The organism is Streptomyces sp. NRRL F-5630 (assembly GCF_000719475.1).
GTDB lineage: Bacteria > Actinomycetota > Actinomycetes > Streptomycetales > Streptomycetaceae > Streptomyces.
The window spans coordinates 22,187-47,901 of sequence record NZ_JOGO01000008.1 but is presented as its reverse complement, the minus strand read 5'-3'; the positions used below and the strand labels follow the sequence as shown (position 1 = coordinate 47,901).

The window sequence follows — 25,715 nt, the reverse complement described above, 5'->3', positions numbered from 1 at the left end:
GCCGGTCGGTCCCGTGCGGCCTGTGGTGCCGGGCTCATGCCGCGCTCCGGCGGCGACGGCGGGGGTCGGGCACGGGGACCGCGTCGAGGAGGGCGCGGGTGTAGTCGTGGGTGGGGTGGGCGAAGACATCGGCGGCCGTGCCGGTCTCGACGATGCGGCCCGCGCGCATGACGGCGACGCGGTCGGAGATCTGCCGCACGACCGCGAGGTTGTGCGAGACGAAGAGGTACGTGAGGCCGAGCCGCTGTTGCAGTTCGGCGAGGAGGTCGAGCACACGGGCCTGCACGGAGACGTCGAGCGCGCTCGTGGGCTCGTCGAGGACGACGAGGCGGGGTTCGAGCGCGAGGGCGCGGGCGATCGAGACGCGCTGGCGCTGGCCGCCGGAGAACTCGTGCGGGTAGCGGTCGAGGACGGCCGGGTCGAGCCCGACCGCGTCGAGGAGTTCGGCGACGCGGGCGCGGCGGCGCGCCCGGCCGCCCCTGCCCCGGTAGCCGGGCTCGTGCGTGACGAGGGGTTCGGCGACGATGTCGGCGACGCGCAGGCGCGGGTTCATGCTGGAGTACGGGTCCTGGAGGACGACCTGGAGCTGGCGGCGGAAGCGGCGCAGGGCGGCGTGGTCGAGGCCGTGCAGGTCGGTCCCGTCGAAGTGGACGGTGCCGGAGGTGGGTTCGGTGAGGCGCAGGAGGAGCCGGGTCAGCGTCGTCTTGCCGCAGCCCGACTCGCCGACGAGGGCCAGGGTCTCGCCCTCGTGGACCGTGAGATCGACGCCGTCGACGGCGACGCTCGGCGGACGCCCGGGGAACTCCTTGCGCAGGCCGCGCAGTTCGAGGAGCGGAGTGGCGGTCGCGGTCATGCGGCGGGCTCCAGTCGGGGCGTCGCGTCGAGGAGGGCGCGGGTGTACGGGTGGGCGGGGCGGGCGAAGACCTGCTCGACGTCGCCGTTCTCGACGACCTCGCCGTGGCGCATGACGACGACGCGGTCGGCGGTCTCGGCGACGACCCCGAGGTCGTGCGTGATGAGGACGACGGCCATGCCGTGGCGCTCCCGCAGGTCCGTGAGGAGGTCGAGGATCTGGCGCTGCACCGTGACGTCGAGCGCGGTGGTGGGTTCGTCGGCGATGAGGACGCGGGGGCGGGCGACGAGTGCGGAGGCGATCATGACGCGCTGGCGCAGGCCGCCGGAGAGTTCGTGGGGGTACTGGCGGTAGCGGCGCTCGGGATCGGGGATGCCGACGTCCGCGAGGGCGTCGAGCGCGGCGGCGCGGGCCTCCTGGCGGCTGTGGCCGCCGTGCAGGCGCAGGACCTCGCTCACCTGGTGGCCGCAGCGCTGGAGCGGGTCGAGGCTCGTCATGGGGTCCTGGAAGACCATGGAGATGTCGCTGCCGCGCAGGCGGCGCAGGGCGCGCTCGGGCCGGTGCAGGATGTCGGCGCCGTCGAGGAGGACCTCGCCGCGCGGGTAGGCGCAGGGCGGTTCGGGGTTGAGGCGCAGAGCCGCGAGCGCGGTGGCGGACTTGCCGCTGCCGGATTCGCCGACGACGGCGAGGGTCTCCCCCGCGTGGACGGCGAAGTTCACCCCGCGTACGGCGTGGACGGTGTGGGACTCCAGGCGGAAGTCGACGTGGAGGTCCTGGATCTGGAGGACGGGCGCGGTATCCGGGGCGGGGGGCCGCGTGTCCGGCGTGTTCGGGGATGCGGTGTCGGTCATCGGCGGTATGCCTTCGGGTCCGCGACGTCGCGCAGGGCGTCGCCGGTGATGTTGACGGCGAGGGAGGTGAGCATGAGGGCGATGCCGGGGAAGACGGCGACCCACCACGAGGTGCCGAGGTAGAGCTGTCCGTCGGCGAGCATCGCGCCCCAGGTGACGGTCTCCTTGGGGACGCCGAGGCCGAGGTAGCTCAGGGACGCCTCGGCGACGATGGCGGCGGCGATGTGCAGGGTGCCGATGGTCGCGAGGGGCGCCATGACGTTGGGCAGGAGGTGGCGGCGCATGATCGTGGGATGCCGCACGCCGATCGCGTGCGCCTCGGTGACGAAGTCGCGGGTGCGCAGGGACAGCACCTCGGAGCGCACCACGCGGGCGTAGGAGACCCAGCCCGTGATGCCGAGGACGAGGATCACGTACCAGAGGCCCGAGCCGACGAAGCCGACGACGGCGAGGGCCAGGAGGATGGCGGGGAAGGCGAGCTGGACGTCGGCGAGGCGCATGAGGAGGCGGTCGGTCCAGCCGCCGAAGTACCCGGCGGCGAGGCCCGCGAGGGTGCCGAGGACACCGGCGAGGAGGGCCGCGCCCGCGCCGACCATGAGCGAGACGCGCGTGCCGTAGATGACGCGGGAGAGCAGGTCGCGGCCGAGCTGGTCGGTGCCGAGGAGGTGCGCGGAGCTGCCGCCGTCCTGCCAGGCGGGCGGCTTGAGGCGGGCGAGGAGGTCCTGCGCGTTGGGGTCCGCCGGTGCGATGAGCGGGGCGAGGACCGCGCAGACGAGGACGAGGAGGAGGAAGGCGAGGGCCGCGACGGCGAGCTTGTTGCGCAGCAGGGAGCGCACGGCGGCGGCGCGGGTGCTCGCGGTCGCGGGCGGGGCGGCCGGCGCGCCGGCGGGGGGTGCGGTGGTCGTGGTCATGCGCGGGTCCTCACCCTCGGGTCGAGGAGGCTGTAGGAGAGGTCGACGAGGAGGTTGACGACGACGAAGGTCGCGGCGAAGAGCAGGATCGTGGCCTGGACGAGGGGGAAGTCGCGGTTGGAGATGGCCTCGACGGTGAGGCGTCCGACGCCGGGCCAGGAGAAGACCTGTTCGGTGAGGATGGCGCCACCGAGGAGGCTGCCGACCTCCAGGCCGACGACGGTGACGACGGGCAGCGAGGCGTTGCGCAGCCCGTGCGTGAGGACGGTCCGCACCGGGCCGAGGCCGCGGGCGCGGGCGGTGCGGATGTGGTCGGAGGCGAGGACGTCGACGAGCGAGGAGCGCAGCAGCCGGGCCACGACGGCGACGGAGTAGACGGCGAGCGTCACCGAGGGCAGCACGAGGTGCGCGAAGCTCCCGTACCCGGAGGCGGGCAGGGCGTGCAGGCCGACGGCGAAGACGAGGACGAGGAGGATGCCGACCCAGAAGGGCGGCGTCGACTGGCCGAGGAGGACGCCGGTCATGACCGAGCGGTCGGTGGCGCGGCCGCGGCGCATCGCGGCGACGGTCCCGGCGGGGAGCGCGACGACGAGCGTGACGACGAGGGCGCCCGCCGCGAGGAGAAGGGTCGCGGGGATGCGGTCGGCGAGCACGGTGCGCACGGGCTGGTTGTAGAAGAGCGAGTCGCCGAAGTCGAGGCGCGGCAGGCCCCACAGGTAGTCGAGGTACTGCGTCAGGAGCGGGCGGTCGAGGCCGAGGCTGTGTCGCAGCACGTGCTCCTGCTGGGCGGTCGCGTCGGGCGGCAGGAGGACCTTGACGGGGTCTCCGGAGAGCCTGACGAGGAAGAAGGCGACGGTCGCCGTGCACAGCAGGACGAGGAGCGCGGTGCCGACGCGGAGGGCGAGGGTGCGCAGGATGTGCCCCGGGCGGCCGGGCCGCCGCACCGTCGCGGGTGGCGGGGTGGGAGCGAGCGTGGCGCTCATCGGGTGACCTCCGCACTCGCCATGTCGAGCACTCCGGCGGCGCCGGGCGTCCAGTGGGGGCGGTTGTTGCGGGCGTAGATGTTGTCGATCTGGTACAGCGGCACGAACGGCGCCTCGGTCTTGAGGAGTTCCTGGAGGCGGCTGAAGGCGCGGCGGCGTGTGGCCGGTTCGACGGAGAGCTCCTCGGCGTCCACGAGGGCGTCGGCGCGCTTGTCGTGCCAGCGGCTCTGTCGGCGGTCGGAGCGGACGTTGGACTGGAGCATGCTCTCGCCGTCGAGGGTCCACACGGTGGAGGCGGCGAGGTAGATCGGGCCGAGCGCGCCGTGGTTGTCGGAGGTGAGGCGCTGCGCGTAGGTGCCGGGATCGAGCAGGTTGACCCTGGCGCGCACGCCCGCGCGGGCGAGGAGCCCGGAGAGTGCCTCGGCGACGTTGGCGTCCGTGTTGGAGGCGGTGAGAGTGGTGTGGAAGCCGTTCGGGTGGCCGGCCGCGGCGAGGAGGTGCTTGGCGCGGCGGACGGAGCGGGTGTAGGAGGCGATGGATTCGTCGAAGCCGAAGGCGCCGCGCGGAATCATCGCGGGCACCTCCTGCGCCTTGCCGCCGAGCACGGCCTTGATGAGGAGCGGGACGTCGACGGCGTGGTTGAGGGCCTGGCGCACGCGGCGGTCGCGCAGCGGTCCGTCCGTGAGGGTGTCGAGCGAGAGGTAGGAGGTGCGGATACCGGTGTGGTGGTCGAGGTGGACGCCGGGGTAGCCGTCGAGTTGCTGGGCGGCGTCGGGGGTGAGGCCGCTGACGAGGTCGACCTCGCCGCTCTGGAGGGCGGCGAGCGCCGAGGAGGCGTTGGGCGCGGGCGTGAAGACGACTTCGTCCGGACCGGGGCGGCCCCTCCAGTGCCGGGGGAAGGCGCGCAGGCGCAGTTCGTGGTCGCGCTGCCAGCGGGCGAACGTGAACGGCCCGGTGCCCACGGGGTGGTTCGCGAAGCCGTCGTCGCCGACCTTGGCGAGGTAGCGGGGCGGGACGACGACACCGCCGAAGAGCGAGACCTTGTCCGGGAGGATCGGGTCGTGCACGGAGGTGTGGACGTCGACGGTGTGCGCGTCCACGACGGTGACGCCGTCGACGTACCGCAGTTCCACGATGGGGGACTTGGTGGCGGGGTCGAGGAGCCGGTCGAGGCTGAACTTGACCGCTTTCGCGTCGCATACCTCGCCGTTGTGGAAGCGGACACCGGGGCGCAGCGTGAAGCGCCACACCTTCGGCGAGACGGCTTTCCAGGTGAGGGCGAGGCCGGGCTTCAGCTTGTTGTCGCGGCCCCGGACGGTGAGCGTGTCGAAGATGTTGACGAGGACGTTCATCGACACCATGTCGCCCTGCTTCTGCGGGTCCATCGTCTTCGGGTCGCCGGTCTGGGAGACGCGGAGGACGTTGCCCGCGTGGGTGGCCGGCTCGGTGCCGCAGCCGGTGAGGAGCCCCGTCGCGGCGAGGGCGGGCACGGCCGCTCCGCCGTAGCGCAGCACGGTGCGGCGCGACGGGCGGGGCCCGCGTGGCGCACCCCGAGGTATTCGTTCCATTGAGCAACACACCCGTTCCGGCAGATGGAATGCAGTGCGGGTAAGCTAAACCCCATGGGGAAAACGGTCAACAGTCCTTCGCAGTCAGCGGCCCTGGTGGCTCCGGACGTTTCGCCGGGTACGGGCCTCGCGGCGGGTCCTGGCGAGCGGGCCGCTCCGGGCCCGGTGGACAAGGCGATGGAGGTCCTGTCGGCGCTCGTCGCGACGGGCGCGCCGCACCGGCTCGCCGAGCTGTCACGGCGTACGGGGCTCGCGAAGCCCACCGTGCACCGGCTGTTGCGCTCACTCGCCGCCGCGGGCTTCGCCGAGGCCGCCGAGGGCGGCAGCTACCGGCCGGGCCCGCGCCTGCTCGGCCTCGCGGCCGCGGTGCTCGCCGAGGAGCCCGTCCTGCGCCACGTCCGCCCGGTCCTCGACGAACTCCACGCCCGGACGGGGCTGTTCGCCTCGTACGCGGTGCGCGACCGCGAGTGGCTCGTGCACGTCGAGGTGAGCGCGCCCGGCACGGGGCTGGCGTCCGGGCCGCGGCCGGGCGAGCGCGAGCGGCTCACGGCGGGCGCCGGGGGCCTGCTCGTACGGGCGCTGGAGGGAGCGTCCGCCGGGAACGAGCCGGAGGACGCCGAGGCGCTCGCCAAAGCGGCCCGGGCAGGCTGGACACTCGACGCGGCCGATCCGGGGGCGGCGCGGCGGGCGCTGGCCGTGGCCGTACGCGGCCCGGACGGCGCGCTCGCGGGCGTACTGGTCCTGAGCGGCCCGCTGTTCACCTTCGACGACACGGCCGCCGGGATGTACGCGCCGCTCGCCCTCTCGGCCGCGCGCGGCATAGAGGCCGGGCTCGCCGCCGAGGCTCCGCCACGACTGGGGCTCGTCGACGGGGAAGGAGAGGGGCGATGAGCGCGGGGCTCACGGAGGCGGGAGCGGCGCGGCGCGCGCTGCTCGCCGAGGGGCGGGAGCGCGGCCTGTACTCGGGCGCGGCGTGGGCCGTCTCGACGCCGGACGGCGGCGTGGACCGGGGGTGGCTCGGCACGCGGGCCTGGGACGGCCCGCCGCTGGACGGGGAGGAGTGGTGGGACCTCGCCTCGGTGACGAAACCCGTCGTGGGGCTCGTCGTCATGGCCCTCGCCGACCGCGGCCTGCTCTCGCTCGAAGCACCCCTCGTCGCGTACCTGCCCCGCTACCGGGACACCCCGATCGCTCCGCTGACGGTCGAGGCGCTGCTCGCGCACACCTCGGGGCTCCCCGGCCAGGTCCCGATGTACCGCACGCACCCGACCCGCGAGGCGCTGCTCGACGGGCTCGCGCGGCTGCCGCTGAGCGGTCCGCCGGGCCGGCGCGTCACGTACTCCTCGCAGGGCTTCATGCTCCTCGGGCTGCTCGCCGAGGCGGCGGGCGGCGAAGGGCTCGACGTGCTCGTGGACCGCTACGTGTGCGCGCCGCTCGGGCTGCGCGGGACCCGGTTCGGGCCCGTGCCGCCGGAGCGCGCGGTGGCGACGGAGGAGTGCCCCTGGCGCGGGCGGGTGGTGCGCGGCGAGGTCCACGACGAGAACGCCGTCGTGCTCGGCGGGATCGCCGGGCACGCCGGGCTCTTCGCCCCCCTCGCCGATGTCGAGGGGCTCGCCCGCTCGCTCGCCGGCGGGGCGCGCGAGCTGCTGCGCCCCGCGACGTACGCGCGCATGACGGCCCCGCACACCGACGGGCTGAACCTGCGCCGGGCGCTCGCCTGGCAGGGGCAGGACCCCGGCGACGCCTCCCCCGTCGGCGGCTCGTTCGGGCCCGACGCGTACGGGCACACGGGGTTCACGGGGACGAGCCTGTGGATCGACCCGGCGGCGGGGCGGTACGCGGTCCTGCTCACCAACCGTGTGCACCCCTCGCGCGAGGAGCGGGGCTTCGGGGCACTGCGCAAGGAGTTCCACGGTCTGGGGTGGTGAGGCTCCGTCCCGGAGTGCGCGCCTCGGGGCTCCCGCAGCGCGCCCCGGGGCGCGCCCCCGAACGGCGCACCTCCGCACGCCCCCGCCGGGCCGCTGCCCGCATCATGCAGGGGGCAGCCGGTGCCCGCGATCCCTCCCGCAGGACGGAGCCTGTCATGCAGCCCGAGCGCTACGAGCTGACCTTCGACGCCGCCGACATCGTGGGCGAGCCGGGCGGCGGCCCGGCCGCCGTGACAGTGGTCCGCACCCAGCAGAAGGGCCCGAGCGGCGCCCCGCTCTACCGCGACGAGACGGGCATCGTGCAGGCGGAGATCAACCCCGAGGGCGAGATCAGGATGCTCCCGACGAGCACGCACCAGTCGCCGCGCATGCCGCGCAGCGTGACGCCGCTGCCGGACTGAGCGGGGCCCCGTCCGGCACGGCCCCGCGGGCACGCGGCGCGGCGCGGCACGGGTCCTCCCTCGCGGGCGAGGGGGCGCGGGGCGGAGGGGGCGCCTCAGGAGGCGGGGCACACGGCCCGTACGTACCCCTTCTCGCCGCGCGGCACGAGGTCCAGGTCGCGCAGCACGACCGCCGGGCGCAGCTCCGGCACCGCGCAGGCGCCGCGCAGCCCCTTGCGCGTGTACTCGATGTCGACGACGTGTCCGTCGAAGGCGCGCAGGTACGTCCCGCACTCCTCGTACGCGCCGCACTCCTCGGTGACGGCGAAGTCGAGGCCGACCTTCTCGCGCGCCGACGCCAGCTCGGCCGTGTTCTTCTGCGCTATCGCGAGGCCGTGGCGGTGGGCGGTCCGCGCGAGGAGGGTGAGGTAGGCGGACGCGTCGGCGGCCTTGAGGAGGCCGTGGGAGCGCGTGTAGCTGTCGTAGTTGTCGGGCTCGACGGCCTGGAAGCCGTGCCGGGCGCAGCCGGCGATCAGCTCGCCCACCCGGGCCGCGGCGCGCTTCCTGCGCTCCGGGGTGCGCAGGTCGAGGAGTTGCTCGTCCCAGTCGCGGTCGATGACGTCCTTGCCGCGCGCGTCGCGCAGGAGGAGGTCGTCCGGCCAGTCGGCGGTGCGTCCCGGCTGGGCCTGGAAGGCGTTGACGTAACAGACGTTGTAGTGCCCGGCGGCGGGCTTCGCCGTGTGGTCGCGGACGACGATCCGGGCTCCGGCGGGGGACGGGTAGGAGCCGCCGAGCTGGTAGTCGACGCCTTGGTGGAGGGGTGGGAGGCGCCGCGTCGCGTCGGATGACGCGGTGGGCGCGGGGTCCGTGCCGCAGGCGGCGAGGAGGAAGAGGGCTGTCAGGAGGCCGGGCAGGCGGAGCGAGAACACCCCGGGAGCCTACGGGAACAGGTCGGCGGGCCGGAATGCGATGAGTTCCGCGCGGTGGGACCGTCATACCTGGTGAGGTCGTACGGAGTGGCCGTACGCCCCAGCAGAGGAGGGCACCTCATGCCGCACGTCATCCCGAGCCTGTGGTTCGACAGCGAAGCGCTGGAGGCCGCCGAGTACTACGTCTCCGTCTTCCCGAACTCGCGGATCGAGCGCGTGACCCGCTACCAGGAGGGCGGCCCCCGCCCCGCCGGCTCCGTCCTCACCGTCGACTTCACCCTCGACGGGACCCGGCACAACGCGCTCAACGGCGGACCCGAGTTCCACTTCAACGAGGCGGTCTCGCTCGTCGTCGAGTGCGCCGACCAGGCGGAGGTCGATCACTACTGGGACGCCCTGAGCCTCGGCGGCTCCGAGGGCCCCTGCGGCTGGCTCAAGGACCGCTGGGGGCTGTCCTGGCAGATCGTGCCCCTCCCCTTCCTCGATCTCGTCGCGGGCCCGGACCAGGAGCGCGCGGGCCGGGCGATGGCCGCCATGATGAAGATGGGCAAACTCGACCTCGCGACGCTCATGGCGGCGGCGGACGGCGACGGGCAGTAGGTCGCTTTCCGGGCCGCCCACGACAGAGCCCCTCCCCGGGGCCGGTCCCTCCTCCCGCGCCGCCCCGCGCGCGTCGTCCGCCCCGGCCCCGGCCCGGTCCATCGGTCCGCCGCGGTCCGGGGCGGACGACGCGAGCGGGCCCCGGTCACCCGCCCAGCGCCCGCAGCACCTCGCGCGCGCACGTCGCGGGGTCGCGGTGCGTCGTGTCCGTCTCGGTGTCGTAGCGCACGCCTTCGTGCACCAGAAGGGCCTGACGCGCCGCCATGCCCGGCACCCGGTCCCTCCGTGCGGCCTCGCGCGCCCCGGCGACGGCGGGCGCGCAGCGCACGCCGACCCACGCGGTCCGCAGCCCGGTGAGCGCGTTCTCCCAGCGGGCCCGCGAGGCCGCGCCGCCGAGGAAGACGTCGTCCACCAGGACGCGGGTCCCGGCCCGCGCGGTCGCCGAAACCCCCGCCATCCATGCCGCCTCGACGCGGCGGAAGGTCTCCCCCGGCCGTACCGAGCCGTCCGCCGCGAGGACGATCCCCGCGCCCGTCCCTCCCGTGTCCTCCTCGCGCAACGCGGCGGGCAGGGCCGCGACGAGGTCGTCCACGGCGCACAGGAGCCAGGGCTCGGGCAGCAGGAGGTCCTGGAGGGCGCGGGCGAGGCTCGTGGCGCCGGAGCTGGAGCCGCCGTTCAGGACGAGGACGTCGTAAGGGAGCACGCGGGCAGGGTACGCGGGACAGGCGCCGCGCGCGGAGGGGTTTGTCCCGCGCGCGGGGTCATTCCGCGGCCGGTTCCGTCCGTGTCCCCTTGCCCGTCTCGGTCTCCGTGCGGAAGAGGAGGCGGGGCGCGTCCTCCTCCGCGTCCACGACCAGGGCCGTGTTCTCGGGGAGTTCGCCGCGCAGGAGTTTGCGCGAGAGTTCGTTGGTGACCTCGCGCTGGATGGTGCGGCGCAGGGGGCGGGCCCCGTACTCGGGCTGGTAGCCGTGGTGGGCGATCCAGGCGACGGCGGCGGGAGTGAAGGTGACCTCGACGCCCTGGGCGCGCAGGCCGCGCCGTGTCTCGTCGAGCAACAGGTCGGTGATCTTCTGCAGTTGGGAGTCGTCGAGCTGGCGGAAGATGACGATCTCGTCGATGCGGTTGAGGAACTCGGGCCGGAACTGCTCGCGCAGGGGGCGCAGGACGCGCTCCCTGCGGTCCTCCTCGTCGCTCTCGGCGTCGTTGCTGCCGAAGCCGAGGCGGCCCTTGCTCGTGATCGCCTCGGAGCCGAGGTTGCTCGTCATGACGATGACGGTGTTGGTGAAGTTGACGGTGCGGCCCTGGGAGTCGGTGAGGCGGCCGTCGTCGAGCACCTGGAGGAGGATGTTGAAGACATCGGGGTGCGCCTTCTCGATCTCGTCCAGGAGGAGCAGCGAGTACGGGTTGCGGCGCACCGCCTCGGTGAGCTGCCCGGCCTCCTCGTGGCCGACGTACCCGGGGGGCGCCCCGACGAGCCGGGAGACCGTGTGGCGTTCCTGGTACTCGCTCATGTCGAGCCGCACCATGCGGTCCTCGCTGCCGAAGAGCGCCTCGGCGAGGGTGCGGGCGAGTTCGGTCTTGCCGACGCCCGTCGGGCCGAGGAAGAGGAAGCTGCCGATGGGCCGGTCCCCGGTGGAGAGCCCGGCGCGCGAGCGCAGGACCGCGTCGGCGACGGCGGTCACGGCCTCGTCCTGGCCGATGACCCGGGCGTGGAGGTGCTCCTCCAGGCCGAGCAGCCGCTCCTTCTCCTCCTGCGTGAGCGAGCTGACGGGGATGCCGGTCTGGCGCGAGACGACACCGGCGATGTCGTCGAGCGCGACCTCCGCGATGGTGTCCTTGTTGGGGTGCGGGTCGCCGCTGGACTCGATGCGCCGCTCCAGCTCACCGAGCTTGTCGCGCAGTTCGGTGGCGCGTTCGTACTGCTCGGCGGCGACGGCCTGGTCCTTGTCGCGGCGCAGTTGCTCGGCCTCGCGCTGGAGCGCGCGCACGTCGGTGCCGCGCGTCGAGGAACGCATGCGGACGCGGGCACCCGCCTGGTCGATGAGGTCGATCGCCTTGTCCGGCAGGAAGCGGTCGGTGAGGTAGCGGTCGGAGAGCTCGACGGCCGCGACGAGGGCCTCGTCGCTGTAGCGGACCTGGTGGTGGGCCTCGTAGCGGTCGCGCAGGCCGCGCAGGATCTCGATGGCGTCGGCCGGGCTGGGCTCGGGCACGAGGATCGGCTGGAAGCGGCGGGCGAGGGCCGCGTCCTTCTCGATGTAGCGGCGGTACTCCTCCAGCGTCGTGGCCCCGATGACGTGGAGTTCGCCGCGCGCGAGCGCGGGCTTGAGCATGTTGCTCGCGTCCATCGAGCCGCCGCCCTCGCCGCCTCCTCCGCCGCCCGCGCCGACGACGGTGTGGAGTTCGTCGATGAAGAGGATCACCTCGTCGGAGTGCTCGCGCACCTCGTCGACGAGCCCGGTGAGCCGTTCCTCGAAGTCGCCCCGGTAGCGGGTGCCCGCGACGAGGGCCGACAGGTTGAGCTGGACGACGCGGCGGTCGGCCAGGATGTCGGGCACGTCGCCGTCGGCCATGCGCTGGGCGAGCCCCTCGACGACCGCCGTCTTGCCGACCCCGGCCTCACCGATGAGGACCGGGTTGTTCTTGCCGCGCCTGGCGAGGACCTCGACGGTCTGCTCGATCTCCTGCTCGCGGCCGATCACCGGGTCGATGCGGCCCTCCCGGGCGGCCTCGGTGAGGTCGGTGCCGTACTTGTCGAGCGTGGGCGTCTTGCTGCCGCCGCCGGGCCTGGCGCCCGGGGCGGGGCCGCGCTCGCCGTTGCCCCACGCGCCGGCCGGGTGCTCGCCCTGCGCGGGGCCGGGGCCTCCGGGCGAGAAGCGCGCGGCGTCCAGGATGCGGCCGGCGGTCGCGTCCTTGTTGGCGGCGAGGGCGGCGAGGAGGTGCTCGGGGCCGATGTAGGAGGAACCGGAGGCGCGGGCGATCTCGTGCGAGTCCATGAGAGCGCGCTTGACGGCGGGGCTGACGGCGATGGAGCTGCGGGCGGGGCCGCGCTCGGCGTGTTCGTCGATCTCGGCGCCCACCTGGTCGGGGTCCACCCCGGCCTGGGCGAGGAGTTGCCGCGTGGGCTCGGCGGCGACGGCGGCGCGCAGCAGGTGCTCGGTACCGAGGTCGCTGCTGCCGTTCTGGGCGGCGTAGTTGGCGGCCTGCTGCACGAGCTGGCGGGTCGGCTCGCTCATGAGGCGTGCGAAGTCGTAGTAGCGGGGCTGGCGCCGGCCCTGGGACGGGCTGCCGCCCCCGAAGAAACGCGCGAGGAACTCCCCGAGGGGGTCCTGTCCGTAGTCCTCTGGTCCCATGTACGAACTCATCGTCGCCACCCGTCAGCGCCGGCGGCCGGGCCGGTGCGGTCGTGCTGGTCAGGTACGCACCCACGGGTTCCCTGCGGGCTCCGCCGTCACACCTGGCCCTTCGCGGGGCGGGGAGAGGCCGTACGGGGTACCGGGGCGGGGTGGGCGGGGCGGCGGAGAGGCGGGGGATGCACTCGTACGAAGGACCGCCGAACGGTCGTACGAGCCGACAAACCGATAAGTCGATATGTGGTCGGCCGGTACGGCGCGAGCCCCGGGCACGAGGCGAGGACGCGGTTCTCCTCGCTCGGTGCGGGAGAAGCGCGCGCTCGCCCGCGGCGCCGCTTCTCCCGCAAGGTCCGCCTACGCCCCCGCCGCCTTCAGCTGCCCCTCCGCCTGGGCCAGCAGTTCCGTCAGCCGGGCCCCGAAGCGCACGTCGCACGGGTGCGGGGTCTTCGTGTCGATCGCCGTGAGCAGCGCGTCGATCGCGGCGGTGAACGAGGTGACGGAGGTGTCGCGGCCCTCGGGGAGGCTCTCGACGCCCTCGGTGCCCCGGAAGGTGACCGAGACACCCGCGGCGGCCTTGGGGGCGCTCAGCGTCAGGGCCGCCGAACTGGTGGCGCCCGAGGCGTGGCGCAGGACGAGGTGGGTCAGGTCCGGTGCGCCGCGTACCGCCGTGACCGCCTCGATGTCGCCGAGGACGGCGAGCAGGACCGACAGGGCGTGCGGGCCGACGTCCCACAGGCCGCCCTTCGCGCGGCGCCACGGCGAGTCGGGGCTCGGGTCCGCGTCGCTCCCGTACAGGCCCCCGAACCACTCCGCGCGGCCGGTGATCCAGCCGTCGCGCCCGGCGAGGCCGGCGAGCCAGGCGGCGGACGAGGGGGCGAAGCGCATGGTCGTGAAGACGACGGAGGCGACGCCCGCGGTCGTGACGGCGTCGGCGAGCGCGCGGGCCGTCGCGACCTCGGTGGCGATCGGCTTGTCGAGCAGGAGGTGGCGGCCCGCCTCGGCGGCACGCGTCGCGAGCGGGGCCTGCACGTCCGGCGGGAGGGCGAAGGCGAGCGCGTCGCTGGTCGCGAGGAGTTCCGCGAAGCCGTCCTCACCGCTGTGGGCGGGGACGCCGTGCGCGGCGGCGAGCGCCGCGGCGGCCTCGGGCCTGCGGCCCCAGACCCCGGTGAAGGCGACCCCCGGGTGCGCGGCGAGCGCGGGGGCGTGGGTGCGCTCGGCCCAGGAACCGGAGCCGACGAGGCCGATGCGTGGGATGCTCATGGGAGCAGTCTGCCCCCGCGCCACCCGCCCTGACCAGGGGCGCCGGGTGAGGCGCCGGGTGTCCTGCGCGTGCGGACGGGGGCGCGGGCCCTGACACTGGCGGTGCGGACCGGCCGGGGCCGCGCCCGCTCCCGGCCCGAGCCCCGGGAGGCCCGACGATGGCGGAGCAGGAGCGGCACGGCGCGTACCCGCCGATCGCGGAGCACGGCCTCATCGGGGACCTGCGCACGGCGGCGCTCGTCGCGGTGGACGGCAGTGTCGACTGGTTCTGCGCCCCGCGCTTCGACTCGCCGAGCGTCTTCGGAGCACTGCTCGACGCGCGCGAGGGCGGGCGCTGGCGGATCGCCCCGGTGGCGGACGGCGAGGCGACGTACCACCAGTTCTACTTCCCCGACACGAACATTCTCGTGACGCGGATGCTCACGCGGGACGGCATCGTCGAGGTGCAGGACTTCATGCCGCTGCTGCGGCCGAAGGACGAGACGCACCGGCAGCGGCTCGTGCGGCGCGTGGTGTGCGTGCGGGGGCGGATGCCGATGCGGATGGAGATCGCGCCGCGCATGGACTACGGGCGCGCCCCGCACGGGGCCCGTGCCACGGCGTACGGCGCCGAGTTCGCCGGGCCGGCGGGGGCGCTCGCCCTGCGTACGCGGGTCCCGCTGCGGGTCGGGGAGCGGGACGCGCACGGCGAGTTCACGCTCGCGGCGGGCGAGTCGGCCTCGTTCGTCCTGGAGGACGTACGGGAGGACACGGGCGAGACGTCGGCGGCCGAGGTCGAAGAGCTGTTCCTCGGGACGGTCGCCTACTGGCGCCGCTGGCTCTCCCGCTCGGGGTACGCGGGCCGCTGGCGCGAGCGGGTGCACCGCTCCGTGCTGACCCTGAAGCTGCTCACGCACGAGCCGAGCGGCGCGGTGATCGCGGCGCCGACGCTCGGCCTGCCCGAGCGGGTGGGCGGGGAGCGGAACTGGGACTACCGGTACGTGTGGATCAGGGACGCGGCGTTCTCCCTGTACGCACTGCTGCGGCTCGGGTTCACCGAGGAGGCGGACGCCTTCACGGGCTGGCTGACGCGCCTGCTGCGCAAGACGTGCGTGAACGGCGAGGGCGGTCCGCTGCGCGCGCTGTACTCGATCGACGGCGAGGCGGTGCACGAGGAGGTCGTGCTCGACCACTGGGAGGGCTACCGGGGCTCGGCGCCGTGCCGCGTCGGCAACGGCGCCAAGGATCAGCTCCAGCTCGACATCTTCGGCGAACTCATCGACTCCGTCTACCTGTTCAACAAGTACGGCAAGGGCATCTCGTACGAGGCGTGGACCGATCTGTGCACCCTGCTCGACTGGCTGCTCGACCACTGGGACCAGCCGGACGAGAGCATCTGGGAGACCCGGGCCGGCCGTCAGCGGCACACCTACTCGCGGCTCATGTGCTGGGTCGCCGTGGAGCGGATGGTGCGGGTGGCACGGCAGCGGGGACTGCCGGGGGATCTGGGGCGGTGGATGGCGACACGGGACGCGATGTACCGGCAGATCATCGAGGAGGGCTGGGACGAGGAGGCGGGGACGTTCACGCAGCGGCTGCGGCCCGGGGACTGCGCGGAGGCGGAGGAGGCGGTGGGCGGGGACGCGGTGGTGGACGCCGCGCTGCTCCTCATGCCGATGGTGAAGTTCCTCTCCCCCACCGACCCGCGCTTCCTCGGCACGGTGGAGGCGATCCGCCGCGATCTCGTCGCGGACAGCCTCGTCTTCCGCTACGACCCGAGGCTCTCGCCCGACGGCCTGGAGGGCGCCGAGGGCACCTTCTCGATCTGCTCGTTCTGGTGGGTGGAGGCGCTGACGCGGTCGGGGGACGTGGAGGGCGCGCGGCTCGCGCTGGAGAAGATGTTCACGTACGCCAACCATCTCGGCCTGTACGCGGAGCAGATCGGGCCCACGGGCGAGCAACTGGGCAACTTCCCGCAGGCATTCACTCACCTCGCGCTCATCAGCGCGGCGGTGAACCTGGACCGGACCCTCGGGGCCTGAGCGGCGCGGAGGTGCCGGGGCGGGAGATCGGGACTCTCTCGGGGCGGGTGGGGCGTGAGCGTATGCCCTGCTCGGGACGGGTGTACGGGACACGTTCCCGTCCCCGCGTACGGGGGGTGAACCCTGGGCCAACGGGGGTAAGCGCCCGCCACGGACAGGAAGCGGGGAGGGCGGCATGACGGCGCAGGCCGAGGCGGAGGCGGAGGTCCCGGTGGCGGGGCGCGGGCGACGCGAGAGCGAGGAGGAACGGGCGGACCGGCAGTGGAACGAGCTGATGCAGGAGGTGCGGGTCGCGCAGACCGGCGTCCAGATCCTCTTCGGCTTCCTGCTGACGGTCGTGTTCACGCCGATTTTCGGCGAGCTGTCGCAGACGGACACGAACATCTACCTGACGACAGTGGTGCTCGGCGCCCTCGCGACGGGCGCCCTCATATCCCCCGTCCCCTTCCACCGGCTCCTGTCGGGCCGCCGGATCAAGAAGCGGACCGTCGAGTGGGCCGCGCGCATGACGTTCGTGGGCCTCATGCTGCTCCTCGCGACACTCACCTCGGCCCTCTTCCTCGTCCTGCGCACCGCGACGCACGACGCCTTCGTCCCCTGGTTCGTGGCAGGCGTCGTCGGCTGGTACGTGCTGTGCTGGCTGATCCTGCCGCTGTGGGCCCGAGCGCGGTACTCCGAGCGCGAGGAGTGAGGGCCGCGCGGTTCCGGCGGACCGACGCGGCCGGGCGGCGGTGCCCCCTGTGGCGGAGCCGACCGGACGCGGTGGTGAGCCGGGCCGCCGGACTGGTCCTGGGGCGCGAGGAGTTCGTCACCGGAGGACGCGGGTCCCGGCGGTCCGCGGCGCTCCCCTGAAGAGGGGCGCGCCGCGGTCCGCGCGGCTCAGGTGAGGTCGATGCCCGGGTAGAGCGGGTGCTTGGCGAGGAGGTCGGCGGCCTGCTCGGCGGTGCGGGCCGCGAGGCCGTCCTCGATGGCGTACTGGGCCTTGGAGGGCTTGCCCGACTTCGTCGTGCCGGGGCGGGTCCCGCGCAGGACGCCGTCGATGAGAGCGGCGACCTCGTCGAGTTCGGGTGTGCCGAGGCCGCGCGTCGTGAGCGCGGGCGTGCCGAGCCGGATGCCGCTCGTGTACCAGGCGCCGTTGGGGTCCTGCGGGACGGCGTTGCGGTTGGTGACGATGCCGGAGTCGAGGAGCGCGGACTCGGCCTGCCGCCCGGTGAGACCGTAGCCGGAGACGTCGAGGAGGACGAGGTGGTTGTCGGTGCCGCCCGTGACGAGCTTCGCGCCGCGCCGTGCGAGCCCCTCGGCGAGGGCGCGCGCGTTGTCGACGATCTGCCGCGCGTACGTCCGGAAGGCGGGCTGCCGGGCCTCGGCGAGGGCGACGGCCTTGGCGGCCATGACGTGCGGGAGCGGGCCGCCGAGGACCATGGGGCAGCCGCGGTCGACGTGCTCGGCGAGGGACTCCTCGCACAGCACCATGCCGCCGCGCGGGCCGCGCAGGGACTTGTGCGTCGTGGTCGTCACGATGTGCGCGAAGGGCACGGGGTCGTACTCGCCGGTGAGGACCTTGCCCGCGACGAGCCCGGCGAAGTGGGCCATGTCGACCATGAGCGTCGCGCCGACCTCGTCCGCGATCTCGCGCATGACACGGAAGTTGACGAGGCGCGGGTAGGCGGAGTAGCCGGCGATGAGGATGAGCGGGCGGAACTCGCGGGCGGCGGCGCGTACGGCGTCGTAGTCGATCCGGCCCGTCTCCGGGTCGGTTCCGTAACTGCGCTGGTGGAACATCTTGCCGCTGATGTTAGGGCGGAAGCCGTGCGTGAGGTGGCCGCCCGCGTCGAGCGACATGCCCAGCATCCGCTGGTCGCCGAGGGCGCGCCGCAGTCCCGCCCAGTCCTCCTCGCTCAGGTCGTTGACGCCCCGGGCCCCCGCGCGCTCCAGCGCCGGGCTCTCGACGCGCTGCGAGAGGACCGACCAGAAGGCGACGAGGTTGGCGTCGATGCCGGAGTGGGGCTGCACGTAGGCGTGGTCGGCGCCGAAGAGGGCGCGCGCGTGCTCGGCGGCGATGGACTCGACGGTGTCGACGTTGCGGCAGCCCGCGTAGAAGCGGTGCCCGACGGTGCCTTCGGCGTACTTGTCGCTCATCCAGTTGCCCATCGCGAGGAGCGTCGCGGGGGACGCGTAGTTCTCGCTCGCGATGAGCTTGAGGGACTCGCGCTGGTCGGTCAGCTCCTGGCCGATCGCGGCGGCGATGCGGGGTTCGACGGAGCGGACGACATCGAGGGCGCCGCGGAAGGCGGCGGACGCGAGGGAGGCGTTCCGCTCGGGGTCGCCGGTGGGCTCGGGGGCGGGGAACTGCTCGGGTGCGCGGGACATGGCTCACTCCCAGGTCAGTGACGAATGGCCCAGGCGCACGACCGCACACCGGACGGAGGCACCGCCCGTGCGGGGGCCGCTTCCTCGTGGTCGATTCCACTGTTCGCGCCAGTCACGGCCCCGCAGGCAGGCTAGCAAGGAACCGGCGGCCCGGGGCCCGCCCGGCTCACGATGCGGGACGTCCCCGAGCGGGGCGCGCGAGAAGGAGGATCATGGACGGGCCGGGACCGCTCCCGGCCGCCCGACCACCGACGGAGGCCACGCTGTGCAGTACGTGAAACTCGGCTCGACAGGGCTGGACGTCTCGCGCCTCACCCTGGGGTGCATGAGCTTCGGGATCCCCGACCGGGGCAACCACGCGTGGACGCTCGACGAGGAGCGCTCGCGGCCCCTGATCCGGCAGGCGATCGAGGCGGGCATCACCTTCTTCGACACCGCCAACGCCTACTCGGACGGCACGAGCGAGGAGATCGTGGGCCGCGCGCTGAAGGACTTCGCGCGCCGCGAGGACATCGTGCTCGCCACGAAGGTGTACATGCCGATGCGCGGGGCCCCAACGGCGGCGGGCTCTCGCGGAAGGTGATCCTGCACGAGATCGACGCGAGCCTGAAGCGGCTCGGCACCGACCACGTGGACCTCTACCAGATCCACCGCTTCGACGCGTCGACGCCCGTCGAGGAGACGATGGAAGCGCTCCACGACATCGTCAAGGCGGGCAAGGCCCGCTACATCGGGGCGAGTTCGATGTACGCCTGGCAGTTCTCGAAGCTTCAGTACACGGCGGCGGCACACGGCTGGACGCGTTTCGTGTCGATGCAGGACCACTACAACCTGCTCTACCGCGAGGAGGAGCGCGAGATGCTGCCGCTCTGCGCGGACCAGGGCGTGGGCGTGCTGCCATGGAGCCCGCTGGCGCGGGGGCGGCTCACCCGTCCGTGGGACGCGGAGACGGAGCGAGCGCGCACGGACGAGTTCGGCAAGACGCTCTACGCGGAGGGGGACCGCGAGATCGTCGAGGCGGTCCAGCGGATCGCGGCGGCCCGCGGGGTCCCCGCGGCACGGGTCGCGCTCGCGTGGCTGCTCCAGCGGCCCGGGGTCACCTCGCCGATCGTGGGCGTGACGAAGGAGTCGCACCTGACGGACGCGGTCGCGGCCCTGGATCTCGTCCTGGACGAGAAGGAGGTCGCCGAGTTGGAGGCGCCGTACGGGCCGCACGAGGTGGCGGGGCACTGAGGCCCGGGGCACGCACGGTACGGGGAGCGGAAAGGCTGGACGGGCGGGGGGGCGGTACGAGGCGCCTGCCGACCCTTTCCGCCCGCGCCTCCGCCGTCCGCTCCGGCTCCGTACCGCCTCGCCCCGACCCCCCCGTCCAGCGGTACGATCATCGTGCTGCCCGAGGGTGCGCGGCGTACCGGCTCCGTGACGCCCCCGACGACCGTCACGAACCCGGCGCCCCCGACGACCGTGACGACGAGGCGAGGCATGACTCTCCCGATCAGCACCCTCCAGATCAGCGCGACCAATTCGGAGCACCCTGCTCTCCTCCTGGACCTCCCGTGGGAGCTGCCCCTGGAGGAGTGGCCGGAGCGGTATCTCGTGCCGCTTCCGCGGGGTATCTCCCGGCACGTCGTGCGGTACGCGCGGGCCGGGGACGAGGTGCTCGCGGTGAAGGAGCTGGCCACGCGGCCCGCCGAGCGCGAGTACGCGCTCCTGCGGGATCTGGACCGTCTCGGGATTCCCGCGGTCGATCCGCTCGCGGTCGTGACGGGGCGCACGTCGGCGGACGGGGAACCGCTGGAGACGGCGCTCATCACACGGCACCTGGGCGGCTCGATGCCGTACCGCTCGATGTTCGAGACCACGATGCGCCCCTCGACGATGAACCGCCTCATGGACGCGCTCGCCGTGCTCCTCGTGCGACTGCACCTCGTGGGCTTCGCGTGGGGCGACTGCTCGCTGTCGAACACGCTCTTCCGCCGCGACGCGGGCGCCTTCGCCGCCTATCTCGTGGACGCCGAGACCGGCGAGACGCACACGACGCTCAGCCGGGGCCAGCGCGAGTACGACATCGACCTCGCGCGCGTGAACATCGCGGGCGAGCTGCTCGACCTGGAGGCGTCGGGTGCGCTGCACCCCTCGGTGGACCCCGTCGCGTTCTCGGCCGCGCTCGCGGCCCGGTACGAGGAGCTGTGGACGGAGCTGACGCGGCAGTCGGTCTACCCGGCGGACAAGCGGCACTACATCGACCGGCGGGTGCGGCGCCTCAACGACCTCGGCTTCGACGTCGCCGAGATGCAGATCGGCTCGACGCGCGACGGCGAGCGCATCACCTTCCTGCCGAAGGTCGTCGACGCGGGGCACCACCAGCGGCAGTTGCTGCGGCTGACGGGGCTCGACGCGGAGGAGAACCAGGCGCGGCGGCTGCTCGGCGACCTGGAGACCTGGATGGCGACGCAGGACGACTACGCGCCCGGCGACCCGGCGGGCGCGCGCACCGAGGTGCTCGCGCACCGCTGGGTGCGCGAGGTGTTCCGGCCTGCCGTGCGCGGGGTGCCGCTGGAGTTGCGACGGAACCTCGACCCGGCGCAGGTGTACCACGAACTCCTGGAGAACCGCTGGTACTTGTCGGAGCGCTCGGGCGGGGACGTCGGGCTCGACGAGGCGACGCGGGACTACGTGGAGCGCGTGCTGCCCGGGCAGGGCCCCGAGGCGGGGTGAGCCTCCCGCCCGGGCAGCGTCGCTCAGTGGCCCTGTGCCGCCGCCTGCTGCTGTGACTTGGCCGCCGCGCCGGTCGTCACGTGCACGTAGTCGACGACGAGCTGCTGCGGGAGCTGCGTGGAGCCGTCGGGGTCGCCGGGCCAGTCGCCGCCGACCGCGAGGTTGAGGATGAGGAAGAACGGCTTGTTGAAGACCCACTGGTTGCCGCCCAGGTCGGCGGGCGTGCGGGTCTGGTAGACGGTGCCGTCCACGGACCAGCTGATCGAGTCCGGGTTCCAGTCGACGGCGAAGGTGTGGAAGTCTTCGGCGAAGGCGGCGCCACCGGGCAGCGAGTAGCCCGCGCCGATGCCCCCGGCGCCCGAGTAGCCGGGCCCGTGGATCGTGCCGTGCACGGTGCCCGGCTCGAAGCCGACGTTCTCCATGACGTCGATCTCGCCCGAGTTGGGCCACCCGACCGAGCCGAGATCGTCGCCGAGCATCCAGAAGGCCGGCCACATGCCCTGGCCGCGCGGGATCTTCATGCGGGTCTCGACGTGCCCGTAGGTGCTGCTGAACTTGCCGGAGGTGTTGAGCCGCGCGGAGGTGTACTCGCAACTGCCGTACCAGCACTGGTATCCGGCCGGGTTCTCCTTCTTCGCGGTGATGACGAGGTGTCCGTCCCCGTCGAGTGCCGCGTTGTCGGTGCCCGAGGTGTAGTACTGCCGCTCGTGGTTGTTGACGTTGTCGCCGGTCTCCAGCTGCCACTTCGAGCCGTCGACCCCGGCTCCGGCAGGTCCGTCGAAGTCGTCGGTGAAACCGGCGGCGGCCGCGGTGGGCGCGGGCTCGGCGCTGGCGGAGGCGGAGGCGGGCAGGAGCGCGGTGGCGCCGAGGGCGGCGGCCACGACGAGTGCGGAGAGCGGGCGGTGCCGCCGGAGGACGCGCAAGGGGGTTCGCACGGGGGTCACTTCGCTTTCGGTGGGGGAAGTGGTGGGGGGACCTGTGCCGGCGCGGGGTGGGAGGGCGTACGGGACGTGGGGCCCCGGTGCGTGGTGTGCCCGCGCGCCCGGTGCACACTCCGCCCTCGCCAGGAAGTGAAGCCGGGGTGCCGTGGGGGGCGCCCGCCGCGTTCACTTGTCGGCGTCATCGATTCAAGAACGGCGGGCGGTGCGCGTCAAGGTGTTCGTCTGGACCAATTGACGCGCGCGGCGGTTCAGTTGCCCGGCGTACGGGAGTGGGCAGGGGAGACGGGGCGGCGGGCCGCCGCGCCGAGGCGCTCCGCCATGGCCGCGCAGCGGTCGACCAGCTCGGGCGGTTCGATGACCTCGAAGGGGTGGCCGAGCATCGCGACGTAGGCGAGGAGGCGGTCGGGCGCGCTGGCGCCGCTGACCAGCTCGCACGCGTGGCCGCCCCGGGCGTGGACGAGCGCGGCCGAGGCGGGTACCTGGGCGCGGACCTCGTCGGCGGAGGCGTGCACGAGGAAGCGGGCGCGGTGCGGGTAGGCGCCCGTGACCACGCCGCGCTGCACGTAGGCCGCCGCGTCCCCGGGGGCCGGGCGCGGCGTGAACCGCCAGGTGCGCGCGGCGACCTCGGTCATGCGGTCGACGCGGAAGGTGCGCCAGTCGTCGCGGTCGAGGTCGTACGCGAGGAGGTACCACCTGCGGTCGGAGGCGACGAGGCGGTACGGCTCCACGCGGCGCTCCGTGACCTCGCCGCGCGAGGGGTAGCGGAAGCGGGCCTCGACCTCGTCGCGGCAGGCCCCGGCGAGGGTGACGAGGGTCGCGGGCTCCACGCGCTCGAAGCCGCCCTCGAAGAACTCGACGGCCCCGGCGAGCGCGCTCACCTCGCGGCGCAGCCGGGCGGGCATGACGCGGTCGATCTTGGCGAGGGCGCGCAGCGCCGCCTCGCCCGCGCCGGGCCCTCCCCCACCCGCCCCGGCGAGCAGCGAGGCCGCGGTGGCGGTCGCTTCCTCGTCGTCGAGCAGCAGCGGCGGCAACTCGCTGCCCGCCCCGAGCCGGTAGCCCCCGCCGACCCCCTGGAGGGCGTGCACCGGGTACCCGAGCGCGCGCAGCCGCTCCACGTCGCGGCGCACGGTACGGCTCGTGACACCGAGCCGCGCCGCGAGCTCGGGGCCGCTCCAGCTCCGCCCGCGCTGGAGGAGGCCGAGCAGGACAAGCACCCGTTCGGTCGTACTCCGTTCGCCGTCACGTGCCGCCGCTTCCGTCACCGCTCCCCCTCTTCCGTGGTCGCCGCGCCCACTGTGGCAGACATCGCGGACGGAAGCTGTCCGCTTTCCCTGTCAGGGTGCGCGGACGCCCGCCCCCTCGACGCACGAGCCACAGCCGACCGCCCGCTGAGAAAAGCGCACGACGAACGGAGCCCGTCATGAGCCGCACCGTCCAGGTCACCTTCGACGCCCACGATCCGGTGGCCCTCTCCCTCTTCTGGCGCGACGCGCTCGGGTACGTGCTGCCCGGACCGCCCGGCGTGGACCTCGCCGAGGGCGAGGACCCGCTCGCGGCCTGGGACGCCTTCCTGGCGCGGATCGGGGTGCCGGAGGAGGAGCGCCGGAAGCGCTCGGCGATCGAGGACCCGGCGGGCGCCGGGCCGCGGGTCTTCTTCCAGCAGGTGCCGGAGGGCAAGACGGCGAAGAACAGGGTGCACCTCGATGTACGGGCCGCGCCGGGTCTCGCGGGCGAGGAGCGGATGGCGGCGCTGGAGGCGGAGTGCGCGCGGCTCGTGGCGCTCGGGGCCCGGCGGCTCGCGCGGCACGAGCCGGAACCGCCGCTGAGCGCCGGGCACCTCGTCCTCGCCGACCCCGAGGGCAACGAGTTCTGCCTCGACTGAGGGACGGCCCCGTGCCGGAACCTGTCGGGGTTGCCGGTCGGTCGTCTGCCGCGCTCCGCCGAGTCCCCCGTACCTCCCCGGCCGGTTCCGCGGACCCGTTCGTATGATCGAAGTATGATCACCCACCTTTCTCCCGCCGAGGCACGCGCGCGCCTCAAGGAGCTGACCGTCGTCGACGTCCGCTCCCCCGGCGAATTCGCCGTCGGGCACCTGCCCGGGGCCTACAACGTGCCGCTCGACCAGCTCGACCGGGCCGTGCCGGTGCTGCGCGAGACCACCGGCGACGGTGACCTGCTCGTCGTGTGCGCGGCGGGCCCGCGCTCCGAGACCGCGCGCTCGCGGCTCGCGGAGCGGGGCGTCGCCGCCGCGGCCCTCAGCGGCGGCACGGACGCCTGGGCCGAGGAGGGCGGCGACCTGGAACTCTCGGCCGGCGGCAGCCGCACGCCGTGGGACATGAACCGGCAGGTGCGTTTCACCGCGGGGTCGCTGGTCCTGCTCGCCCTGCTCGCGGGCCGCAAGTCGCCCAAGGCCCGCCTCCTCGCGGTGGGCATCGCGGGCGGCCTCGTCTACTCGGGCCTCTCCGGCTCGTGCGGCATGGCCACCGTTCTGGGCAAGCTGCCGTTCAACCGGCAGGACGACAGCGCGATCGACGCGACGATCGAGGCGCTGCGCGACCGCTGAGCCGTTACCCGCGAAAAGGCCGCTCCGGTGTACCGGGGCGGCCTTTCCGCGTGTTCGCGTCCCCCTTGCGCCGTTCCACGCCCGGCGCGTCCCCGCGCGCCGCCCGTGTGGCTGAGCCGATCGGGGCCGCGCCCGCAACCCCCGCCCCGTCCCGGCCGTTGGCAGGCCACGGCGTGGACGAGCGAGGGAGTGGTCATGGCGAGGACGCGGATGCGCGGGGCCGTCGGGCGGGCGGCACGGGCGTTGCGGAGGCGGCGGGCCGCGGCCCTCGTGCTCGGCCTCGTGTGCGCGGCGGCGGCCGGGCCCGCCGTCGCCGTGCCCGGGCCAGGCCCGCGTGCGGGCGCCGCGTGGCACGCGTGGCGCGCGGCGGGGCCGGAACGGAACGAGGAGCTGCGCGGGGTCACGGCGCGCGGGCCCGAGGACGCGTGGGCGGTCGGCTACCGCGAGAACGTGAAGGGCGTCGACGTCCCCGTGGCCGAGCGTTTCGACGGGAAGGCGTGGCGCGCGACGAGGGTGCCGGGGCACGCGGGGACCGGCGAGCTGGACGCCGTGCTCGCCCGGGGGCGCGCCGACGTGTGGGCGGTCGGCTCATGGGACGACGCGCCCGCGCACCAGGACCGCGCGCTGGCCCAGCACTGGGACGGCGGGCGCTGGCGCGAGGTGCCGCTGCCCGCCGAGCCCGCGCGTCGCTCCGCCTACCCGCTCGCGCTCGCCCCGGGACGCGGCGGTGAAGTGTGGGCGGTGGGCGTGACGGCCGAGGACCGCGTGGCCGCGCCGCGCCCCCTCGCCTACCGCTGGGACGGGAAACGGTGGACCTCGCTGCCCCCGGCGAAGCCGAAGGGCGAGGCACTGTTCTCGGGGCTCGCGGCGGACGGCGCGGGCGGACTGTGGGCGGTGGGCGTCGCGTACGGGGCGAGGGGCGGCCGCTCGCCGCGTACAGGAACGGCGCGACCTGGCGGTCCGTACCGACGCCGCACACGGCGGGACGCGGCGAGGCGCTCGACGGCGTGACGGCCCTCGCGCCCGACGACGTGTGGGCCGTCGGTGCGAGCAGCCCGCCGGACGGCGCGGGGACGCGACCGCTCGTCCTGCACTGGGGCGGCACCGGGTGGACGCGCGAGCGGGTGCCGGACGTGGCCGGTCAGCTGCACGCGGTGACCCCGGACGGCTCGGGCGGTCTGTGGGCGGTGGGCGAGCGCGAGGACGCCACGACGCCCGCCTTCTCGCTGCACCGCTCCGCGCACGGCACGTGGCGGCTCGTGCCGCCCGCCAGCGGCGCGGACGGCGAGGGCGCCTCCTTCTTCGACGTGACCCGCGTGCCCGGCGCCTCGGCCGCCGGCCCCACGCTGTGGGCGGTCGGCTCCACTCTCCCGCGCCTGAACCCGCCGTGGCGGCCCGTCATCCAGGGATACGGGACCCGGGGCTCCGGCGTCTGAGGGCTCAGGGATCGCCACGGCGCGCATCTTCGTGGGGCCCCGTACACCTGGCA

23 protein-coding genes, 1 pseudogene and 1 riboswitch are annotated in these 25,715 nt (G+C 74.2%); of the genes and pseudogenes, 12 read left to right on the top strand and 12 right to left on the bottom strand.

All coding sequences use genetic code 11. The features are described from left to right. Window positions 1-34: 34 nt before the first annotated feature. From IF99_RS0106090 to IF99_RS0106070, 5 genes are read right to left on the bottom strand one after another with little or no spacing between them, the layout of a single operon-like run. The gene (locus IF99_RS0106090) at window positions 35-853 is read right to left on the bottom strand and encodes an ATP-binding cassette domain-containing protein (protein ID WP_030995305.1); all 819 of its coding nucleotides are present in this window, start codon (window positions 851-853) and stop codon (window positions 35-37) included. After that, window positions 850-1,704, bottom strand: a complete 855-nt coding sequence (locus IF99_RS0106085) for an ATP-binding cassette domain-containing protein (RefSeq protein ID WP_051703385.1) — start codon at window positions 1,702-1,704, stop codon at window positions 850-852. Before IF99_RS0106085 ends, IF99_RS0106090 begins: the two co-directional genes overlap by 4 nt. After that, complete coding sequence (locus IF99_RS0106080; protein WP_030995302.1) at window positions 1,701-2,615, bottom strand: ABC transporter permease; 915 nt, start codon at window positions 2,613-2,615, stop codon at window positions 1,701-1,703. The genes IF99_RS0106085 and IF99_RS0106080 overlap by 4 nt, the downstream gene beginning before the upstream one ends. Further along, entirely contained in the window at window positions 2,612-3,598 is a 987-nt protein-coding gene (locus IF99_RS0106075; protein ID WP_030995301.1) for an ABC transporter permease, read from the bottom strand. Before IF99_RS0106075 ends, IF99_RS0106080 begins: the two co-directional genes overlap by 4 nt. Continuing rightward, entirely contained in the window at window positions 3,595-5,166 is a 1,572-nt protein-coding gene (locus IF99_RS0106070; RefSeq protein ID WP_030995300.1) for an ABC transporter substrate-binding protein, read from the bottom strand. The genes IF99_RS0106075 and IF99_RS0106070 overlap by 4 nt, the downstream gene beginning before the upstream one ends. 54 nt (window positions 5,167-5,220) lie before the next feature. Here IF99_RS0106070 and IF99_RS0106065 point away from each other — a divergent pair, with 54 nt between their 5' ends. The 3 genes from IF99_RS0106065 to IF99_RS0106055 all read left to right on the top strand — a co-directional run bounded on the left by IF99_RS0106065 (window position 5,221) and on the right by IF99_RS0106055 (window position 7,495). Next, on the top strand, window positions 5,221-6,057 hold the full coding sequence (locus tag IF99_RS0106065; protein ID WP_234340599.1) for a helix-turn-helix domain-containing protein: 837 nt from the start codon (window positions 5,221-5,223) through the stop codon (window positions 6,055-6,057). Then, entirely contained in the window at window positions 6,054-7,094 is a 1,041-nt protein-coding gene (locus IF99_RS0106060) for a serine hydrolase domain-containing protein (protein ID WP_030995298.1), read from the top strand. Before IF99_RS0106065 ends, IF99_RS0106060 begins: the two co-directional genes overlap by 4 nt. A gap of 155 nt (window positions 7,095-7,249) precedes the next feature. Continuing rightward, on the top strand, window positions 7,250-7,495 hold the full coding sequence (locus IF99_RS0106055) for a DUF6296 family protein (protein ID WP_030995297.1): 246 nt from the start codon (window positions 7,250-7,252) through the stop codon (window positions 7,493-7,495). A 95-nt stretch (window positions 7,496-7,590) separates the two neighbouring features. Here the strand turns inward: IF99_RS0106055 and IF99_RS0106050 are convergent, their stop codons facing one another. Then, window positions 7,591-8,403 (bottom strand): endo alpha-1,4 polygalactosaminidase, encoded by an 813-nt coding sequence (locus IF99_RS0106050; RefSeq protein WP_030995296.1) that lies wholly within the window; start codon window positions 8,401-8,403, stop codon window positions 7,591-7,593. 120 nt (window positions 8,404-8,523) lie between these two features. On the opposite strand from IF99_RS0106050, the gene IF99_RS0106045 reads away from it, so the two are divergent. Beyond that, a complete protein-coding gene (locus tag IF99_RS0106045; protein WP_030995295.1) occupies window positions 8,524-9,003 on the top strand; it encodes a VOC family protein in 480 nt (159 codons plus the stop codon). Window positions 9,004-9,148: 145 nt separating this feature from the next. On the opposite strand, the gene IF99_RS0106040 is transcribed toward IF99_RS0106045, so the two are convergent. The 3 genes from IF99_RS0106040 to IF99_RS0106030 form a co-directional block, all read right to left on the bottom strand. Further along, on the bottom strand, window positions 9,149-9,706 hold the full coding sequence (locus tag IF99_RS0106040) for a chloramphenicol phosphotransferase CPT family protein (protein ID WP_030995294.1): 558 nt from the start codon (window positions 9,704-9,706) through the stop codon (window positions 9,149-9,151). 58 nt (window positions 9,707-9,764) lie between these two features. Further along, window positions 9,765-12,353, bottom strand: coding sequence for an ATP-dependent Clp protease ATP-binding subunit (locus tag IF99_RS0106035; RefSeq protein ID WP_030995293.1), 2,589 nt, complete (start codon window positions 12,351-12,353; stop codon window positions 9,765-9,767). 354 nt (window positions 12,354-12,707) lie between these two features. After that, entirely contained in the window at window positions 12,708-13,613 is a 906-nt protein-coding gene (locus IF99_RS0106030) for a Gfo/Idh/MocA family protein (protein WP_030995292.1), read from the bottom strand. 158 nt (window positions 13,614-13,771) lie between these two features. On the opposite strand from IF99_RS0106030, the gene IF99_RS0106025 reads away from it, so the two are divergent. Together IF99_RS0106025 and IF99_RS0106020 are read left to right on the top strand one after the other, a co-directional pair. Then, a complete protein-coding gene (locus tag IF99_RS0106025) occupies window positions 13,772-15,634 on the top strand; it encodes a glycoside hydrolase family 15 protein (protein ID WP_030995291.1) in 1,863 nt (620 codons plus the stop codon). 175 nt (window positions 15,635-15,809) lie between these two features. Next, complete coding sequence (locus tag IF99_RS0106020; RefSeq protein ID WP_030995290.1) at window positions 15,810-16,325, top strand: DUF6328 family protein; 516 nt, start codon at window positions 15,810-15,812, stop codon at window positions 16,323-16,325. A gap of 188 nt (window positions 16,326-16,513) precedes the next feature. On the opposite strand, the gene IF99_RS0106015 is transcribed toward IF99_RS0106020, so the two are convergent. Continuing rightward, complete coding sequence (locus tag IF99_RS0106015) at window positions 16,514-18,004, bottom strand: glycine hydroxymethyltransferase (protein ID WP_030995289.1); 1,491 nt, start codon at window positions 18,002-18,004, stop codon at window positions 16,514-16,516. A 20-nt stretch (window positions 18,005-18,024) separates the two neighbouring features. Continuing rightward, window positions 18,025-18,130: riboswitch (ZMP/ZTP riboswitch) on the bottom strand. Between the two features lie 139 nt (window positions 18,131-18,269). Between IF99_RS0106015 and IF99_RS30570 the strand changes: the two are divergent. Further along, a pseudogene (locus tag IF99_RS30570) lies at window positions 18,270-19,237 on the top strand (aldo/keto reductase). Between the two features lie 249 nt (window positions 19,238-19,486). Beyond that, a complete protein-coding gene (locus IF99_RS0106005) occupies window positions 19,487-20,722 on the top strand; it encodes a DUF4032 domain-containing protein (protein ID WP_030995288.1) in 1,236 nt (411 codons plus the stop codon). Window positions 20,723-20,745: 23 nt separating this feature from the next. On the opposite strand, the gene IF99_RS0106000 is transcribed toward IF99_RS0106005, so the two are convergent. Next, entirely contained in the window at window positions 20,746-21,645 is a 900-nt protein-coding gene (locus tag IF99_RS0106000) for a glycoside hydrolase family 16 protein (RefSeq protein ID WP_030995287.1), read from the bottom strand. A 266-nt stretch (window positions 21,646-21,911) separates the two neighbouring features. Then, window positions 21,912-22,925, bottom strand: a complete 1,014-nt coding sequence (locus IF99_RS0105995) for a helix-turn-helix transcriptional regulator (RefSeq protein WP_030995286.1) — start codon at window positions 22,923-22,925, stop codon at window positions 21,912-21,914. Between the two features lie 158 nt (window positions 22,926-23,083). On the opposite strand from IF99_RS0105995, the gene IF99_RS0105990 reads away from it, so the two are divergent. The 4 genes from IF99_RS0105990 (at window position 23,084) to IF99_RS34700 (ending at window position 25,662) form a co-directional block, all read left to right on the top strand. Continuing rightward, a complete protein-coding gene (locus IF99_RS0105990; protein ID WP_030995285.1) occupies window positions 23,084-23,545 on the top strand; it encodes a VOC family protein in 462 nt (153 codons plus the stop codon). Between the two features lie 114 nt (window positions 23,546-23,659). Next, a complete protein-coding gene (locus IF99_RS0105985) occupies window positions 23,660-24,226 on the top strand; it encodes a rhodanese-like domain-containing protein (protein ID WP_030995284.1) in 567 nt (188 codons plus the stop codon). A gap of 195 nt (window positions 24,227-24,421) precedes the next feature. Further along, window positions 24,422-25,237 carry a hypothetical protein gene (locus IF99_RS34705; RefSeq protein ID WP_234340598.1) on the top strand — a complete coding sequence of 272 codons (816 nt, stop codon included), beginning with the start codon at window positions 24,422-24,424 and terminating at the stop codon, window positions 25,235-25,237. Then, window positions 25,234-25,662, top strand: coding sequence for a hypothetical protein (locus tag IF99_RS34700; RefSeq protein ID WP_234340597.1), 429 nt, complete (start codon window positions 25,234-25,236; stop codon window positions 25,660-25,662). Before IF99_RS34705 ends, IF99_RS34700 begins: the two co-directional genes overlap by 4 nt. Window positions 25,663-25,715: the final 53 nt, after the last annotated feature.